General features: G+C 55.3%; 17 protein-coding genes and 2 pseudogenes. All 19 read right to left on the bottom strand.

Features of this window, described 5'->3' with window-relative positions; all coding sequences use genetic code 11:
• Window positions 1–23: 23 nt before the first annotated feature.
• Window positions 24–278: pseudogene (gene rplX / locus BUE15_RS03345) on the bottom strand (50S ribosomal protein L24); the annotation flags it as partial.
• 3 nt (window positions 279–281) lie between these two features.
• Window positions 282–650, bottom strand: coding sequence for a 50S ribosomal protein L14 (rplN, locus tag BUE15_RS03340; RefSeq protein ID WP_044003245.1), 369 nt, complete (start codon window positions 648–650; stop codon window positions 282–284).
• Window position 651: 1 nt separating this feature from the next.
• The gene (gene rpsQ / locus BUE15_RS03335; protein ID WP_073281288.1) at window positions 652–942 is read right to left on the bottom strand and encodes a 30S ribosomal protein S17; all 291 of its coding nucleotides are present in this window, start codon (window positions 940–942) and stop codon (window positions 652–654) included.
• A gap of 2 nt (window positions 943–944) precedes the next feature.
• The gene (gene rpmC / locus BUE15_RS03330; RefSeq protein WP_073281287.1) at window positions 945–1157 is read right to left on the bottom strand and encodes a 50S ribosomal protein L29; all 213 of its coding nucleotides are present in this window, start codon (window positions 1155–1157) and stop codon (window positions 945–947) included.
• Between the two features lies 1 nt (window position 1158).
• Window positions 1159–1584: a 50S ribosomal protein L16 gene (rplP, locus tag BUE15_RS03325; protein ID WP_073281286.1), complete on the bottom strand. Its 426-nt coding sequence runs from the start codon at window positions 1582–1584 to the stop codon at window positions 1159–1161.
• 37 nt (window positions 1585–1621) lie between these two features.
• Window positions 1622–2497 carry a 30S ribosomal protein S3 gene (gene rpsC, locus BUE15_RS03320; protein WP_073281285.1) on the bottom strand — a complete coding sequence of 292 codons (876 nt, stop codon included), beginning with the start codon at window positions 2495–2497 and terminating at the stop codon, window positions 1622–1624.
• A gap of 125 nt (window positions 2498–2622) precedes the next feature.
• Window positions 2623–2985 (bottom strand): annotated as a pseudogene (gene rplV, locus BUE15_RS03315) (50S ribosomal protein L22); the annotation flags it as partial.
• A gap of 2 nt (window positions 2986–2987) precedes the next feature.
• Window positions 2988–3266 (bottom strand): 30S ribosomal protein S19, encoded by a 279-nt coding sequence (gene rpsS / locus BUE15_RS03310; protein WP_073281283.1) that lies wholly within the window; start codon window positions 3264–3266, stop codon window positions 2988–2990.
• A gap of 3 nt (window positions 3267–3269) precedes the next feature.
• Window positions 3270–4097: a 50S ribosomal protein L2 gene (gene rplB, locus BUE15_RS03305; protein ID WP_073281282.1), complete on the bottom strand. Its 828-nt coding sequence runs from the start codon at window positions 4095–4097 to the stop codon at window positions 3270–3272.
• 42 nt (window positions 4098–4139) lie between these two features.
• Window positions 4140–4427 carry a 50S ribosomal protein L23 gene (gene rplW / locus BUE15_RS03300; RefSeq protein WP_073281281.1) on the bottom strand — a complete coding sequence of 96 codons (288 nt, stop codon included), beginning with the start codon at window positions 4425–4427 and terminating at the stop codon, window positions 4140–4142.
• Complete coding sequence (gene rplD, locus BUE15_RS03295) at window positions 4427–5065, bottom strand: 50S ribosomal protein L4 (RefSeq protein WP_073281486.1); 639 nt, start codon at window positions 5063–5065, stop codon at window positions 4427–4429. Before rplD ends, rplW begins: the two co-directional genes overlap by 1 nt.
• Before the next feature lie 8 nt (window positions 5066–5073).
• Window positions 5074–5694, bottom strand: a complete 621-nt coding sequence (gene rplC, locus BUE15_RS03290; protein ID WP_073281280.1) for a 50S ribosomal protein L3 — start codon at window positions 5692–5694, stop codon at window positions 5074–5076.
• Between the two features lie 273 nt (window positions 5695–5967).
• The gene (gene rpsJ, locus BUE15_RS03285) at window positions 5968–6273 is read right to left on the bottom strand and encodes a 30S ribosomal protein S10 (RefSeq protein ID WP_073281279.1); all 306 of its coding nucleotides are present in this window, start codon (window positions 6271–6273) and stop codon (window positions 5968–5970) included.
• Between the two features lie 21 nt (window positions 6274–6294).
• On the bottom strand, window positions 6295–8439 hold the full coding sequence (gene fusA / locus BUE15_RS03280; RefSeq protein ID WP_073281278.1) for an elongation factor G: 2145 nt from the start codon (window positions 8437–8439) through the stop codon (window positions 6295–6297).
• A gap of 103 nt (window positions 8440–8542) precedes the next feature.
• Window positions 8543–9010: a 30S ribosomal protein S7 gene (rpsG, locus tag BUE15_RS03275; protein WP_073281277.1), complete on the bottom strand. Its 468-nt coding sequence runs from the start codon at window positions 9008–9010 to the stop codon at window positions 8543–8545.
• 86 nt (window positions 9011–9096) lie between these two features.
• On the bottom strand, window positions 9097–9522 hold the full coding sequence (rpsL, locus tag BUE15_RS03270; RefSeq protein WP_073281276.1) for a 30S ribosomal protein S12: 426 nt from the start codon (window positions 9520–9522) through the stop codon (window positions 9097–9099).
• A 317-nt stretch (window positions 9523–9839) separates the two neighbouring features.
• The gene (locus BUE15_RS03265; protein WP_073281275.1) at window positions 9840–10724 is read right to left on the bottom strand and encodes a hypothetical protein; all 885 of its coding nucleotides are present in this window, start codon (window positions 10722–10724) and stop codon (window positions 9840–9842) included.
• Between the two features lie 150 nt (window positions 10725–10874).
• Window positions 10875–11228 (bottom strand): DUF3467 domain-containing protein, encoded by a 354-nt coding sequence (locus tag BUE15_RS03260; RefSeq protein ID WP_073281274.1) that lies wholly within the window; start codon window positions 11226–11228, stop codon window positions 10875–10877.
• 114 nt (window positions 11229–11342) lie between these two features.
• Complete coding sequence (gene rpoC / locus BUE15_RS03255; RefSeq protein ID WP_073281273.1) at window positions 11343–15695, bottom strand: DNA-directed RNA polymerase subunit beta'; 4353 nt, start codon at window positions 15693–15695, stop codon at window positions 11343–11345.
• Between the last annotated feature and the right edge of the window lie 13 nt (window positions 15696–15708).

The raw sequence follows: 15708 nt of genomic DNA, 5'->3' as shown, positions 1-15708 counted from the left end.
GTCGTCGTACCGGGTTAGGCGTTTTTCGAGTCAATTGCCTTCACGTTGCTCACGTGAATGCCAGCTTCGATCTTGGTGATGCCACCCTGGGGGTTCTTCGCACTGGGTTTGTTGTGCTTGGTTACCAGGTTGAGGCCTTCCACGATAACGCGCTGCGTCGAGCGGTTCACCGACTTGATAACGCCGGTTTTGCCTTTGTCGTCGCCGGCAATCACCTGAACGGTGTCGCCGCTTTTCACGTGCAGTTTCGCGGGTGCTGCTTTCGTTTTCGTTGCCATTGCTTAGAGAACTTCAGGAGCCAGCGAAACAATCTTCATGAACTGCTTCTCACGCAGTTCGCGGGCCACGGGGCCGAAGATGCGGGTACCGCGGGGCTCGTCGTTATTGTTGAGCAGTACGGCAGCGTTGTCGTCGAAACGAATGTAAGAACCGTCTTTGCGACGTACTTCTTTCTTTGTGCGTACTACAACTGCTTTCGATACAGTGCCTTTTTTAGCGTTGCCGGAAGGAATAGCCGATTTGATGGCTACTACAATCTTGTCGCCAACGCTGGCGTATTTCTTGCCCGTGCCACCGAGGACACGAATGCAGAGAACTTCTTTGGCGCCGCTGTTATCAGCGACGGTCAGACGGGATTCTTGCTGTATCATCTTACTTGGCGCGTTCTACGATTTCTACCAATCTCCACCGCTTGTTCTTGCTCAGCGGACGGGTCGACATAATGCGAACCGTATCGCCTTCGCCACATTCGTTGTTCTCGTCGTGGGCCATGAACTTGGTCGACTTGGTAACGAATTTGCCGTAGATCGGGTGTTTCATTTTGCTTTCCACAACCACCGTGATGGACTTGTCCATTTTGGAGGAGGAAACGCGCCCGATGATTTCTTTGCGCAGGTTCCGCTCAACGGCGGAAGTAGCCTGCTGTTCTTCGTTGCTTGCCATCGTTAGTTAGCAGTGTTATTAGCCTGCTCGTTCTCGCGACGGGTCAGCTCGGTCAACAGACGGGCGACGTTCTTGCGGCTTTGCTTCAGGCGAATCGGGTTTTCCAGAGGCGAGATGGCATGCGCGAAGCGCAGCGACTGGCCAGAGGCTTGTTCGGTCTTGATCTGGGTTTTCAGGTCCTCAATAGAGAGGGCACGGATATCGGCGTTCTTCATCTTACTTGCTTTCTACGTAGTCGCGACGAACAACAAACTGAGTACGAACCGGCAGCTTCTGAGCCGCCAGACGCAGCGACTCTTGAGCTACTTCCAGCGTTACGCCGTCCGACTCGAACATGATAGTGCCGGGTTTCACGCAGGCTACCCAATACTCGGGCGAGCCTTTACCTTTACCCATCCGCACCTCAGCAGGCTTCTTGGTGATTGGCTTGTCGGGGAAAATGCGGATCCAAACTTGCCCTTCGCGTTTCATGGCGCGGGTCATGGCGATACGAGCTGCCTCAATCTGGCGAGCCGTAATCCAAGCCACTTCCAACGACTTAATAGCGAAAGAACCGAAGTCAATGGAGCTGCCGCGGTAGGCAAGGCCTGTTACGCGACCCTTTTGCATCTTGCGATACTTGGTCCTTTTCGGTTGTAACATGAGTTATTGAAATTGAATTTCTGAAGAAAAGAAACGACTAGCGACGCGGAGCGCCACCGCCCTGGCCGCCACGGTTGGCACCACCTGGGCCACCACCGCTACGACGCTGGCCGCCGCCTTGGCCGCCACGGTTATCACCACCTCGGCCTTCGCCGCCACGGTCGTTCCGGTCACGACGCGGGCCACGGTCGCCGCCACGGTCACCACGCTCACCGCGCGGGCCACGGTCGCCACCACGGCTGTCGTTGCCTTGGTTAGCAGGAACCTGGTTAGGCGACAGGTCGGGCTTGCCGAACACTTCACCACGCATGATCCATACTTTGATGCCGATTTTGCCATACACCGTCTGAGCTTCCGACAAAGCGTAGTCGATATCAGCGCGCAGCGTGTGCAGCGGCGTACGACCTTCTTTGTACTGCTCGGAGCGGGCAATTTCAGCGCCGCCCAGACGGCCACCGCACTGAATCTTGATGCCTTCGGCACCAACGCGGATAGCAGCCTGGATAGACATCTTCATCGCACGGCGGAACGAGATACGAGCCTGCAGCTGCTGAGCAATGCTCTCACCTACCAGCTTGGCGTCGAGTTCCGGACGCTTGATTTCGAAGATGTTGATCTGAACGTCTTTGCTGGTGATCTGCTTCAGTTCGTCCTTGATCTTATCAACTTCAGCGCCACCCTTACCGATTACCACACCCGGACGAGCCGTGTTGATGGTAATGGTGATACGCTTCAGTGTACGCTCAATCACGATGCGGCTGATGCCACCTTTCGGGATACGAGCCATGATGTACTTGCGGATTTTTTCGTCCTCCACCAGTTTGTCGGCGAAGTCCTTGCCGCCGTACCAGTTCGAGTCCCATCCTTTAATGACGCCCAGACGGAAGCCAACCGGATTTACTTTCTGTCCCATAGTGCTTATGCGGTGGCTTCTGCCGTGGTTTCAGTGGATTTCTTAGCCGAGCTGCGACGGGCAGCTTTTGGCTTGGCTTCAACAGCAGCGTCGGTGGTTTTGGTTTCAGCAGCCTGCTTAGCAGCAGCTTTGCTGCCCAGCGGTTCTACTTTCGTATCAATCACCAGCGTCACGTGGTTGCTGCGCTTGCGGATGCGGTGGCCACGGCCCTGGGGGGCGGGGCGCAGACGCTTCAGCTGGCGGCCTTCATCCACGAAGATAGCCTTGATGTAGAGGTTAGCGTCTTCGATACGCTCTTCCTCGTTGTGCTGCTGCCAGTTGGCCAGAGCCGAGAGGAGAAGCTTTTCAACGCGTGCAGCACCCGAGTTAGCCTCGAATTTCAGCAGACCAAGCGCACGGGTCACTTTCTGACCACGGATCATGTCGGCCACCAGGCGCATCTTGCGCGGCGAGGTGGGGACGTTGCGGAGTTTAGCGGTTGCTTCCATGATTAGCGCTTGCCTTTATCTTTCTTGGCAATGTGGCCACGGAAGTTGCGGGTCGGGGCAAACTCACCGAGTTTGTGTCCTACCATGTTCTCCGTCACATATACCGGGATGAACTTATTGCCGTTGTGAACGGCGAAGGTGTGGCCAACGAAATCCGGAGAAATCATCGAGCGGCGCGACCAGGTCTTCACCACTGATTTCTTGCCGGCCTCATCCATTGCCGTTACTTTCTTCTCGAGCCGGAAGTCAATGTACGGCCCTTTTTTTAGTGAACGTGCCATTGCTTACTTCTTGCCTTTGCGGTTAACGATGAGCTGCTCCGAGTACTTATTCTTGTTGCGGGTCTTCTGACCTTTCGAGAAGATACCGTTACGGCTACGTGGGTGACCACCCGACGATTTGCCTTCGCCACCACCCATGGGGTGATCGACAGGGTTCATAGCAACACCACGAACGCGCGGACGACGACCCAACCAACGGTTACGACCGGCTTTGCCGAGACGTACGTTCATGTGGTCACCGTTCGAAACGGTGCCTACCGTAGCCATGCAGGTAACGAGTACCATGCGCATCTCACCGGAAGGCAGTTTCAGGGTGGCATATTTGTCTTCGCGCGCAACCAGTTGAGCGTACGTGCCAGCCGAACGAGCCATAGCGGCACCGTTACCGGGCATCAGCTCGATGTTGTGAACGATGGTACCGAGCGGAATCTCGCGCAGCGGCAGGGCGTTGCCTACTTCCGGGGCTACACCCGAACCTGACACGACCGTAGCACCTACCTCAACGCCAGCGGGGGCGATGATGTAACGCTTCTCGCCATCGGCGTACTGAAGCAGGGCGATACGGGCCGTACGGTTCGGATCGTACTCAATCGTCTTCACCGTGGCAGGCACCGAAGCCTTGTCACGCTTGAAGTCGATGATACGATACTTGGCTTTGTGGCCACCGCCGATGTAGCGGTTGGACATTTTGCCCGAGTTGTTGCGGCCACCGGAGTTTTTCATGGGTGCCAACAGCGACTTCTCCGGCGTCGACGTGGTAATCTCGTCGAAGGCCGGTGCAATGCGGAAGCGCTGACCCGGTGATGTTGGTCTTAGTTTTTTGAGTGCCATTACTCTTGCTTAGGAAATGCTCTTATGCAGAAAAGGCGCAGCTTAGATGCCGCTGTAGAAGTCGATAACCTCGCCTTCCTTCACGGTTACAATGGCTTTCTTGCCATGTGCGCGACGGCCCGATACCGAACCACCTTTCGTGAACTTGGACTTCACTTTGCCGTTGGTGCGGATCGTGCTGATGCCCGTAACCGTTACACCATAGAACTGCTCGATGTCCTTCTTGATCTGAACCTTGTTGGCGGTACGCTCTACTTCGAAAACGTACTGGCCTTTTTCGTTCAGGCCCGTGGCCTTCTCGGTCACGATGGGTTTTTTCAGCGTGCTCATTATTCAGCAGTGGTATAGAGTTGTTCCAATGCCGTCAGGCCCGCTTCCGACAGCAGCAGCGTGTCGGTGTTCAACAGGTCGTGCGTGTTCAGAGCAACGGGCGTAGCCACGGTGATTTTCTGAATGTTGCGCGCCGACAGCACCACGTTCTTGTCTACTTCGCCGGTTACCAGCAGGGTCTTTTTGCCGTTGTTCAGCTTCAGACCGTTCAGGATGTTGAGGAAGTCTTTGGTTTTGGGGGCCGACAGAGTGATGTTCTCTACCAGAGCCACCTTACCGTCTTTGGCCAGCGTCGAGAGAGCCGACAGACGAGCAAGACGCTTCGTTTTCTTGTTCAGCTTGAAGCCATAGTCGCGGGGCTCAGGACCGAAAATCCGGCCGCCACCTACGAACACACCCGATTTCATCGAGCCAGCACGAGCACCGCCCGTACCTTTTTGCTTCTTCAGCTTCTTGGTGGTGCCGTGCACTTCATTGCGCTGCTTCGACTTGTGCGTGCCCTGGCGCTGGTTGGCCAAGTACTGCTTCACGTCGAGATACATCACGTGCTCGTTCGGCTCCAGACCGAAGATGGCGTCAGACAGCGTAACCTTGCGGCCGGTGTCTTCGCCTTTGATGTTATATACTGACAGTTCCATCTTCAAGGTTATTTTTCCAGGACCACGAATGAATTCTTGGCACCGGGAATCGAGCCGCTCACCACGATGAGGTTCTTGTCGGCTACAATGCGCATAACCTTCAGGTTCTGCACTTTCACACGGTCATTGCCCATACGACCACCCATGCGCATTCCTTTGAATACGCGCGAAGGCCACGAGCAGGCACCAATAGAACCGGGGTGACGACCACGGTTGTGCTGGCCGTGCGTCTGCCCGCCTACACCGGCGAAGTTGTAGCGTTTCACAACGCCCTGGAAGCCTTTACCTTTTGAGGTGCCTACTACGTCAACGAATTCACCTTCCTCGAAGAGGGACGTGTTTACTTCGCTGCCGGCAGTAAAGCTGGCTGCCTCGTCGGTGCGGAACTCAACGAGTTTTCTTTTGGGAGTAGTTCCGGCTTTCGCGAAATGACCTGCCAATGCTTTGGTGGTATTTTTCGCCTTCTTCTCGCCGTAACCGAGCTGGATGGCCGTGTAGCCGTCCGTTTCGATAGTCTTAACCTGCGTCACTACACACGGGCCCGCTTCGATGAGCGTGCAAGGAATGTTCTTCCCGTCCGGAGTGAAGAGGCTTGTCATACCGATTTTTTTACCGATGATGCCAGGCATTCTGTTGGGGTTTAGTAAAAGACGCACACGAAAACGCCCGAGTGGCGTTTTCAGAATGGGAGTGCAAAGCTAGGAAATTGTTATGTTATATTCTAGCTGCCCTTTGAAATATTTTCAGTGTCACGACTTTAGCTCCGACCAGCCTCGGTTGCTGACCTTGCTTGAATGCAGCTAATTGAACTTTGCTTATTCTGCCAAGTAGCAAATGAAAACGCCCCACCAACTCCGCAGAGCCAGTGGGGCGTTTTGCTAGCTATTCGCTAAAACCGGTCCTCAGACTTTGATTTCAACGTCAACACCGCTGGGCAGTTCCAGCTTCATCAGCGCGTCTACCGTCTTCGACGAAGTAGAGTAGATATCTACGAGGCGCTTGTAGGTGCAGAGCTGGAATTGCTCACGCGACTTCTTGTTCACGTGGGGCGAACGGAGTACGGTGAATTTTTCCTTGACGGTCGGCAAGGGAATAGGACCGCTAACGATAGCGCCCGTAGCCTTCACCGCCTTCACAATCTTCTCCGACGATTTGTCCACCAAGTTGTGGTCGTAGGATTTGAGTTTGATGCGAATCTTCTGGTTCATGTCTGTTGAATGAAAGCGGTATTAGCGAATAGCGTTACCCTTTTGCTTGGCGATGATGGCCTCAGCAAGGTTGTTGGGCACCTGGTCGTAGTGCGAGAAGGTCAGCGAGGCTGATGCACGACCCGAAGAGATGGTACGCAGCGACGTTACGTAGCCGAACAGCTCCGACAGCGGAACGTCAGCTTTGATAACGTTGGCACCACCTTTCGTGTCCATGCCCTTCATGATACCACGACGACGGTTCAGGTCACCCGTTACCGAGCCGGTGTACTCGTCCGGTGAAACTACTTCTACAGCCATAATCGGCTCGAGCAGTTTCGGACCAGCTTGCTTGCCAGCTTCGCGGAAACCACCACGGGCCGCGAGTTCGAACGACAGGGCGTCCGAGTCAACGTCGTGGTAGGAACCGAAGAACAGGCGTACACGCATGCCTTCGATGGGGAAGCCCGCCAGCGGACCGTTCTTCATGGCTTCTTCGAAACCTTTCTGAACCGGCGCAATGAATTCGCGGGGGATAACACCACCCGTGATGTCGTTCACGAACTCCAAACCGGGTTTCTCTGGATCAACCAGTTTCGGACCGAGTTCGAATACGATGTCACCGAATTTACCGCGGCCACCCGTCTGCTTCTTGTAGGTCTCGCGGTGTTCAACCGTTTTGGTGAGAACCTCTTTGTAGGCAACCTGAGGAGCACCCTGGTTGATTTCCACTTTGAACTCACGACGCATCCGGTCGATGATGATTTCAAGGTGAAGCTCACCCATGCCTTTCAGTACGGTCTGGCCCGTCTCGGGGTCAGTCTGCACTACCAGCGTAGGATCTTCTTCCACGAGCTTGGCAATAGCCATACCCATCTTATCCACGTCGGCCTGAGTTTTGGGCTCAATAGCGTAGCCGATAACGGGCTCGGGGAACGACATCGACTCCAGGATGATGCGCGACTTCTCGTCGGTCAGCGTGTCACCGGTTTTGATGTCTTTGAAACCCACACCAGCGGCAATGTCACCAGCCTGGATTTTGTCGATGGGGTTCTGCTTGTTGGAGTGCATCTGCATCAGGCGCGAGATACGCTCCTTCTTGTTCGTGCGGTTGTTGTGCACGTACGAGCCAGCGTCCAGCACGCCGCTGTAGCAGCGGAAGAAGCACAGACGACCAACGAAGGGGTCGGTAGCAATTTTGAACGCCAGGGCCGTGAAGGGCTCCGCGTTGTCCGGGTGACGCTCGATTTCCTCGCCGGTGTCGGGGTTGGTACCGATGATGGCGGGCATGTCCAGCGGCGACGGCAGGTAGGCCATTACGCCGTCCAGCATCGACTGTACACCCTTGTTTTTGAAGGCCGAACCGCACATTACGGGCGAGAACTTCATGTCGATAACCGCTTTGCGGATTACCACCATCATTTCTTCGCGGGTGATGCTCTCCGGATCTTCGAAGAACTTCTCCATCAGCGTGTCGTCGTACTCGGCTACGCTTTCGATGAGTTTCTCGCGCCACTCAGCTACCGTTTCCACCAGATCCTCGGGAACCGGGATTTCGTGGTATGATTTGCCTTGCGTAGCGTCGTCCCATACGATGGCTTTGCCAGTCAGCAGGTCAACTACACCTTTGAAGGTATCTTCAGCGCCAATCGGGATTTGCAGCGGCACGGGGTTAGCGCCCAGCTTTTCCTTGATTTCGTTGACGGCTTTGAAGAAGTCAGCGCCGGCACGGTCCATCTTGTTGACGAAGCAGATGCGGGGCACTTTGTACTTGTCAGCCTGGCGCCATACGGTTTCCGATTGGGGCTCCACACCCGATACAGCGCAGAACAGCGCAACAGCACCATCGAGTACGCGCAGCGAACGTTCTACTTCCACCGTGAAGTCAACGTGGCCGGGAGTATCGATGAGGTTGATTTTGTACTGCTTGGTATCCGGGGTCGGGTCGCCTTGGGCGTCGGTGGGGTAGTTCCAGAACGTAGTGGTAGCAGCCGAAGTGATGGTGATACCCCGCTCCTGCTCCTGCTCCATCCAGTCCATCGTGGCAGCACCTTCGTGCACTTCCCCGATTTTGTGGGTCTTACCGGTATAATAGAGAATGCGCTCCGAAGTCGTGGTCTTACCGGCGTCGATGTGCGCCATAATCCCGATATTCCGGAGGTATTGCAGGTCTTTGTTAACAGCCATGTCTCTTTTGAATGAGTGAATGGGCGAATGATTGAATGAGTGCTAGTGGAGCTGTGGCAGTAACCAGAATGCTCCGTCACTCATTCACTCAGTCACTCATTTTTTAGAAGCGGAAGTGCGAGAAGGCCTTGTTGGCTTCAGCCATCCGGTGCGTGTCGTCTTTTTTCTTAACGGCAGCACCTTCACCTTTAGCAGCAGCAATGATTTCGCCAGCCAGCTTGTCTTTCATGGTTTTCTCACCACGACGACGAGCGTACTGAATCAGCCACTTCGAACCTACGGCAATACGACGGTCCGGACGAACTTCGATGGGAACCTGGAAGGTAGCACCACCTACGCGGCGGCTCTTCACTTCTACGGTCGGCATTACGTTGTTGAGGGCTTTGCGCCACATCTCCACGCCGCTCTCCTTGGTGCGCTGCTCAACAAGCTCGCAGGCATCGTAGAAAATGGTGTAAGCAAGGTTTTTCTTCCCGTCGTACATCATGTAGTTGACGAAACGGGTTACCAGCGTCTCCTTGTACTTGGGGTCGGGCAGGAGGATGCGCTTCTTTGGTTTTGACTTTCTCATGGGTGTAGAAATGAGCTGAGGTAGCGGGCAAGTGGGATAAGAACCATGTGCTATCCAGCACTTCGCACTACCTCACTCGGTTTCAATTACTTTTTCTTGCCGGGAGCGGGTTTGCCACCTTTGCCTGCAGGGGCCTGGCCTGGCTTCGGACGCTTGGCGCCGTACTTCGAGCGGCGCTGCAGACGGCCGTTTACACCGGCGGTGTCAAGAGCACCACGGATGATGTGGTAACGCACACCGGGAAGGTCTTTCACACGGCCACCACGGATCAGCACGATGCTGTGCTCCTGCAGGTTGTGGCCTTCACCCGGGATGTAGGCGTTAACTTCTTTGCCGTTGGTGAGGCGCACACGGGCCACTTTACGCATAGCCGAGTTTGGCTTCTTAGGCGTGGTGGTGTACACACGGGTGCAAACGCCACGGCGCTGCGGGCACGAGTCAAGAGCCGGCGACTTCGACTTCGTCGTCAGCTTCTCGCGGCCTTTTCGTACTAACTGGTTGATGGTAGGCATCTACGGTATGTTTTGTCAAGGAGGGTTCTCTCCCAAAAATTAGGCTTGCAAAGGTAGAAAAGTAGTGGTGAAATAGCAAACGAGTTGGAATAGTTTGTTTTAGGGAAACGCCTGGTGCTGTTTTCAGTGCCCTGAACGATTGAAAACGGCGCTTTGCGGAAGCCAAGTGACCTATTAGGCTCCCTGCAGTACAACCAAGCCATCATACGACCCCTAATTGCACCTAATGAAGTCAGGCCTTCTATAATCCCGGCAAAATCTCTTTCCCTTTTGGTACTACGCTAATAATTCAGCTTACTCTATTATACTGCCCTATATTATATGCCCATCTGTGGCATTTGCCATTGCTTACCCATAAGCTTACGCAGGGCCCGCTGCCAGCCGGCCAGACTATAGTATTCGAGCTTGCTCTGGGATGCAGCGGCGAAATCGAGGCGAGTCGTCAGGTTCGCCAGTTCCTTTGCGGGCCGGCCTTGGTATTTTGCGAAGAATGCTTCCAGCATCGGACGCACTTCGGCTTTGATATTCCAGTAGTGGACAACGTATGCCTCACCTTCCACCACGGTGCCCAGCTTGGGTAACTCCAGGCTGAACGCTAGCTGCTCCATTACGTGCTTAGGATAGTACCGATACAATGCCTCGGTCACTGCTATTATATCCGAAATTACCTGTGCGTCACGGCTCCGAAAGCCAGCCATGCCGGCGTTATACATCATCGTATCGGCCGGAACGGTGAACGACCGGCCGTTGGCGTTGAACTGCTGCCCCCGTAGACGACGATAGATTTTTCTGTTGAGCACGTTTCCGCCTCTCAGCGTGCCTTCGCTCACATGAAAAACGGGACGCCCTGCTTCAATCTGCGCAAAGAGCTGTGCCGAATCTTGGGTAAAGACAGTATCGGTATCCACGTACAACAAGTTACCGGGGTAATGGGCAGCGGCGTGCTCTAGCACCTTCAGTTTGGCCCGGTGCACAAAGTCGATGATTCCGCGCCACTCCTGCCACTGCGCTGCAGCAACTAGTTGATATAGTATAGGAGCATCTGGCCCCAAGACTTTCTCGATTGCCACAGGATTATCAGTATATACCAGAACCCGAATTTCATCGGTGCGGGGTGTAACCCGTAGCAAGGAAAGGATACTGAATAGGAGTTCAGTGAAGACTATAGGGCTACCGTAGGCTTGATAAATAATGTAGTTCATAAAGCGAAGGTAATAGAGCCATCCACTACATCGCCTCTAGAGCCGACTAAGCCACATCCTACTCCATAGAGTCCGCGCAGCTGTATCGGTGTTAGCAGGCAACAAGCCTAAAACGAAGCAGTGCCTGCAATATGCAGGCACTGCTTCGTTTTAGGCTTCTCCTATCTTCCCACCGAAACCCATCGGGTACAACGGGCCGTCGTTGGGTTGCTCTTTGATAGCACCGTTGGCTTGCTCAAACCGCTCGATGTTCTCGTTCAGAGCAGCTACCAGCCGCTTGGCATGTTCCGGCGTGAGAATGATGCGAGACTTGACCTTCGCCTTGGGTAAACCGGGCATCAACCGGATAAAGTCGATGACGAATTCGCTGTTGCTGTGCGCAATCATGGCCAAGTTGGCGTACTCACCTTCGGCAATGTCTTCCGACAGTTCGATGCTGATGGCGTTGGGGTCCTGAGGTTGTGGGGTAGTGGATTCTACTTCGGGTAGGTTTTGTTGGGCCATGAGGAAGATGCGAAATGAAGCGCCGCTCAGCAGCGCATAGAGTTGCGAGTACGAATAAAAGAAAAAGCCGGCCGGGTTTCCCCAGCCGGCTTCTCTTATTTATTCAACTTCGAATTACTCCGAAACAGACTCGCGGCGTGACGCACGAGCGGGACGCTTAGCGGGAGCCGTAGCTTCTTCAGTCTTGGCAGCCTGTTGGGCTTCCAGTTCCTCTTTCGAGCCCACGATCTGACGAGTGTACTCGCGCAGACCGGTACCGGCCGGAATAAGGTGACCTACGATTACGTTCTCCTTCAGGCCCAGCAGTTCGTCGGCCTTGCCACGGATGGCAGCTTCCGACAGCACCTTGGTCGTTTCCTGGAAGGATGCGGCCGAGATGAACGACTGAGTACCCAGCGAAGCCTGCGTGATACCCTGTAGCGTGGGACGGGATACGGACGGCTGTGCGTCGCGTACTTCCACCAGTTGCAGGTCGCGGCGGCGCAGGCTGCTGTTCTCGTCGCGCAGGCGACGAGCCGTTACAATCTGGCCAGGCTTCAGGTTCGTCGAGTCGCCGGCATTCGTTACCACCTTCATGTCGATGATGGTATCGTTTTCTTCCATAAACACGATTTTGTCGATAACCTGGTGCTCCAGGAAAGTCGTGTCGCCGGCGTCGAGGATGACCACTTTCTGCATCATCTGACGAACTACCACCTCGATGTGCTTATCGTTGATCTTCACACCCTGCAGGCGGTATACTTCCTGAATCTCGTTCACGAGGTATTCCTGCACGGCGCCGGGGCCCTGAATGCTCAGGATGTCGGACGGCGTGATGGCACCATCGGAAAGCGGCGAGCCAGCGCGGATGAAGTCGTTGTCCTGCACCAGAATGTGCTTGGACAGCGGCACCATGTATTTCTTCTTGACGCCGTCTTTCGACTCCACGAAGATTTCACGGTTACCACGCTTCACCGTACCGTAGGTTACCACACCGTCGATTTCCGACACAACAGCCGGGTTCGAGGGGTTACGGGCTTCGAAGAGCTCCGTAACGCGGGGCAGACCACCGGTGATGTCGCGGGTTTTGCCCACGGCACGCGGAATCTTGGCCAGAATCTGACCAGCCTTGATTTTCTCGCCGTTCTCGACGTTGATGTGCGAGCCTACCGGGATAGAGTAGCCTTTCGAACCTTCCATGTCGCCCTTTTTGCCGGGGCGCACGATGATGGCGGGGTTTTGGTCCTTCGCCTTCGATTCGATGATTACTTTCTCGCGGTGACCGGTCTGTTCGTCCGACTCCTCACGGTAGGTGATGCCTTCCGTAATAGCGTCGTACTGAATCGTACCGTCGAACTCGGCCAGAATAACGGCGTTGTAGGGGTCCCAGTTGTTCAGCTCCTCGCCCTTCTCTACTTCCTGACCTTCGTCAACGAGTAGGAACGAGCCATAAGGCACGTGGTTCGAGATAAACACTTTGCCAGTGCCTTTCTCCACGATGCGAATCTCGCCCGAACGACCCATTACTACTTTCACCGGCTCGCCATCGGCGTTGGCGGTTTCCACAGTACGGATGTCTTCGAACTCAATTACGCCAGCGAACTTGGCGCGCAGGCTGGCTTCTACGGCAATGTTCGAAGCCGTACCACCTACGTGGAACGTACGCAGTGTCAGCTGGGTGCCGGGCTCACCGATGGACTGAGCAGCAATTACGCCGACAGCCTCCCCTTTCTGCACCATGCGGCCCGACGACAGGTTACGGCCGTAGCACTTGCCGCAGATACCACGCTTCGATTCGCAGGTCAGTACCGAGCGGATTTCCACCGACTCGATGCTGGTGTTGTCGATACGACGGGTGATGTCCTCGGTGATTTCCTCGCCAGCGGCCAGGATTACCTCGTCCGTCAGCGGGTCCACTATGTCGTGCACCGCTACGCGGCCCAGGATACGCTCAGCCAGCGGCTCTACTACGTCCTCGTTGTCTTTCAACGCGAAGGTTTCGATGCCACGCAGGGTACCGCAGTCGACCTCGTTCACGATGACGTCCTGTGATACGTCTACCAGACGACGCGTCAGGTAGCCGGCGTCAGCCGTCTTCAGAGCGGTGTCAGCCAGACCTTTCCGGGCACCGTGGGTTGAGATAAAGTACTCGATTACATCGAGGCCTTCTTTGAAGTTCGACAGAATCGGGTTTTCGATAATCTCGCCTACCGAACCCTGCAGCGACTTCTGCGGCTTAGCCATCAGACCCCGCATACCGCCGAGCTGACGAATCTGCTCACGCGAGCCACGGGCACCGGAGTGCATCATCATGTAAATCGAGTTAAAGCCCTGGTTCTCCTTTTCGAGGCGACCCATGAGGGTTTCAGTGATTTGGTTGTTGATGCGGGTCCAGATGTCGATAACCTGGTTGTAACGCTCGTTGTCCGTAATCAGACCCATCTGGTAGTTCTGGGTTACGGCTTTCACGTCGGCTTGCGCCTGCGCTACCAGAGCGTCCTTCTCTTTCGGAATCTGAATGTCGCCCAGACCCATTGACAGACCACCTTTGTAAGCCGACTGGAAGCCCAGCGTCTTGATGTCGTCGAGGAACTGTGCCGTGCGGGCCATGCCGGTCCGCTTGAACACCATCGAAATGATTTGCTGCAGCTTTTTCTTGGTCAGCAGCTCATCCACGAACCCTACTTCTTCCGGCACCAGCTGGTTGAAGAGCACGCGGCCGGCCACCGTTTCGATGATCTTGGTTACGAGGTTATCTTCCTCGTCACGAACCTTCGTGCGCACCTTAATATAGGCGTGCTTCGAAAGCTGACCTTCGTTGAGGGCAATAACAACTTCCTCGTCCGAGTAGAAGATGCGGCCTTCGCCCTGGATCTGCTCGTCTTCGGTGCTGCGCTTGCCTTTGGTTACGTAGTACAGACCCAGAACCATGTCCTGCGACGGTACCGCAATGGGCGCGCCGTTGGCCGGGTTCAGGATGTTGTGCGAGGCCAGCATCAGCATAGAGGCTTCCAGAATAGCGGCCGGTCCCAGGGGAACGTGCACAGCCATCTGGTCACCGTCAAAGTCAGCGTTGAAGGCCGTACAAACGAGCGGGTGCAGCTGGATAGCCTTGCCCTCGATGAGGCGGGGCTGGAACGCCTGGATACCCAAGCGGTGAAGCGTAGGAGCCCGGTTCAGGAGCACCGGGTGGCCTTTCAGCACATTCTCCAGGATGTCCCATACCACAGCATCCTTGCGGTCCACGATTTTCTTGGCCGACTTCACCGTCTTCACGATGCCGCGCTCAATGAGCTTACGGATGATGAACGGCTTGAACAGCTCGGCGGCCATGTTTTTGGGCAGACCGCACTCGTGCAGTTTCAGCTCAGGACCCACGACGATAACCGAACGACCCGAATAGTCGACACGCTTACCGAGCAGGTTCTGACGGAAGCGGCCCTGCTTGCCTTTCAGCATATCAGACAGCGACTTCAGCGCGCGGTTACCCTCAGCACGCACGGCGTTAACCTTACGCGAGTTGTCGAACAGCGAATCCACGGCTTCCTGCAGCATGCGCTTCTCGTTCCGCAGAATCACTTCAGGCGCTTTGATTTCGATCAGGCGCTTGAGGCGGTTGTTGCGGATGATTACGCGACGGTACAGGTCGTTCAGGTCGGACGTAGCAAAACGGCCACCGTCCAACGGAACGAGCGGACGCAGTTCCGGCGGAATTACGGGCACCATGCGGATTACCATCCACTCAGGCTTGTTCTCCACGCGGGTTGCGGCGTCACGGAAAGCTTCCACTACGCGCAGACGCTTCAGGGCTTCCGCCTTACGCTGCTGCGAGGTTTCGTGGGCAGCCGAGTCACGCAGGCTATAGGAAAGCTCATCCAGGTTGATGCGCTCCAGCAGCATGTTCAACGCATCAGCACCCATGCGGGCAATGAATTTGTTGGGGTCCTCGTTCGGCAGCATCTGGTTCTCGCGGGGGAGCTTGTCGATGATGTCGAGATATTCGTCTTCAGTGAGGAAGTCGAGCTGCTGCACGCCTTCTTCACCCAGTACGCCCGGCTGTACTACTACATACCGCTCGTAATAGATGATCTGGTCGAGCTTCTTGGTGGGCAAACCCAGCAGGTAGCCGATTTTATTGGGCAGGGACTTGAAGTACCAGATGTGCGCAACGGGCACCACCAGTTCGATGTGGCCCATCCGCTCCCGGCGTACTTTCTTCTCGGTCACCTCCACGCCGCAACGGTCGCAGATGATGCCTTTGTAGCGAATCCGCTTGTATTTGCCGCAGTGGCATTCCCAGTCCTTTACGGGACCGAAAATCCGCTCGCAAAACAGGCCGCCCATCTCGGGCTTGTACGTCCGGTAGTTGATCGTCTCGGGCTTTACTACTTCACCGTTCGACCGCTCCAGAATGGATTCGGGCGAGGCCAGCGAAATGGTGACTTTCGAGAAGTCCTGTACCAGTTTCTTGTTTTTTGCAAACGCCATGTAGGGTAGCTGT

The sequence above is a fragment of the Hymenobacter psychrotolerans DSM 18569 genome (genome assembly GCF_900142395.1).
Lineage (GTDB): Bacteria > Bacteroidota > Bacteroidia > Cytophagales > Hymenobacteraceae > Hymenobacter > Hymenobacter psychrotolerans.
Note: the sequence above shows the minus strand (reverse complement) of the source record. Positions and strands in the feature narration are given on the sequence as shown.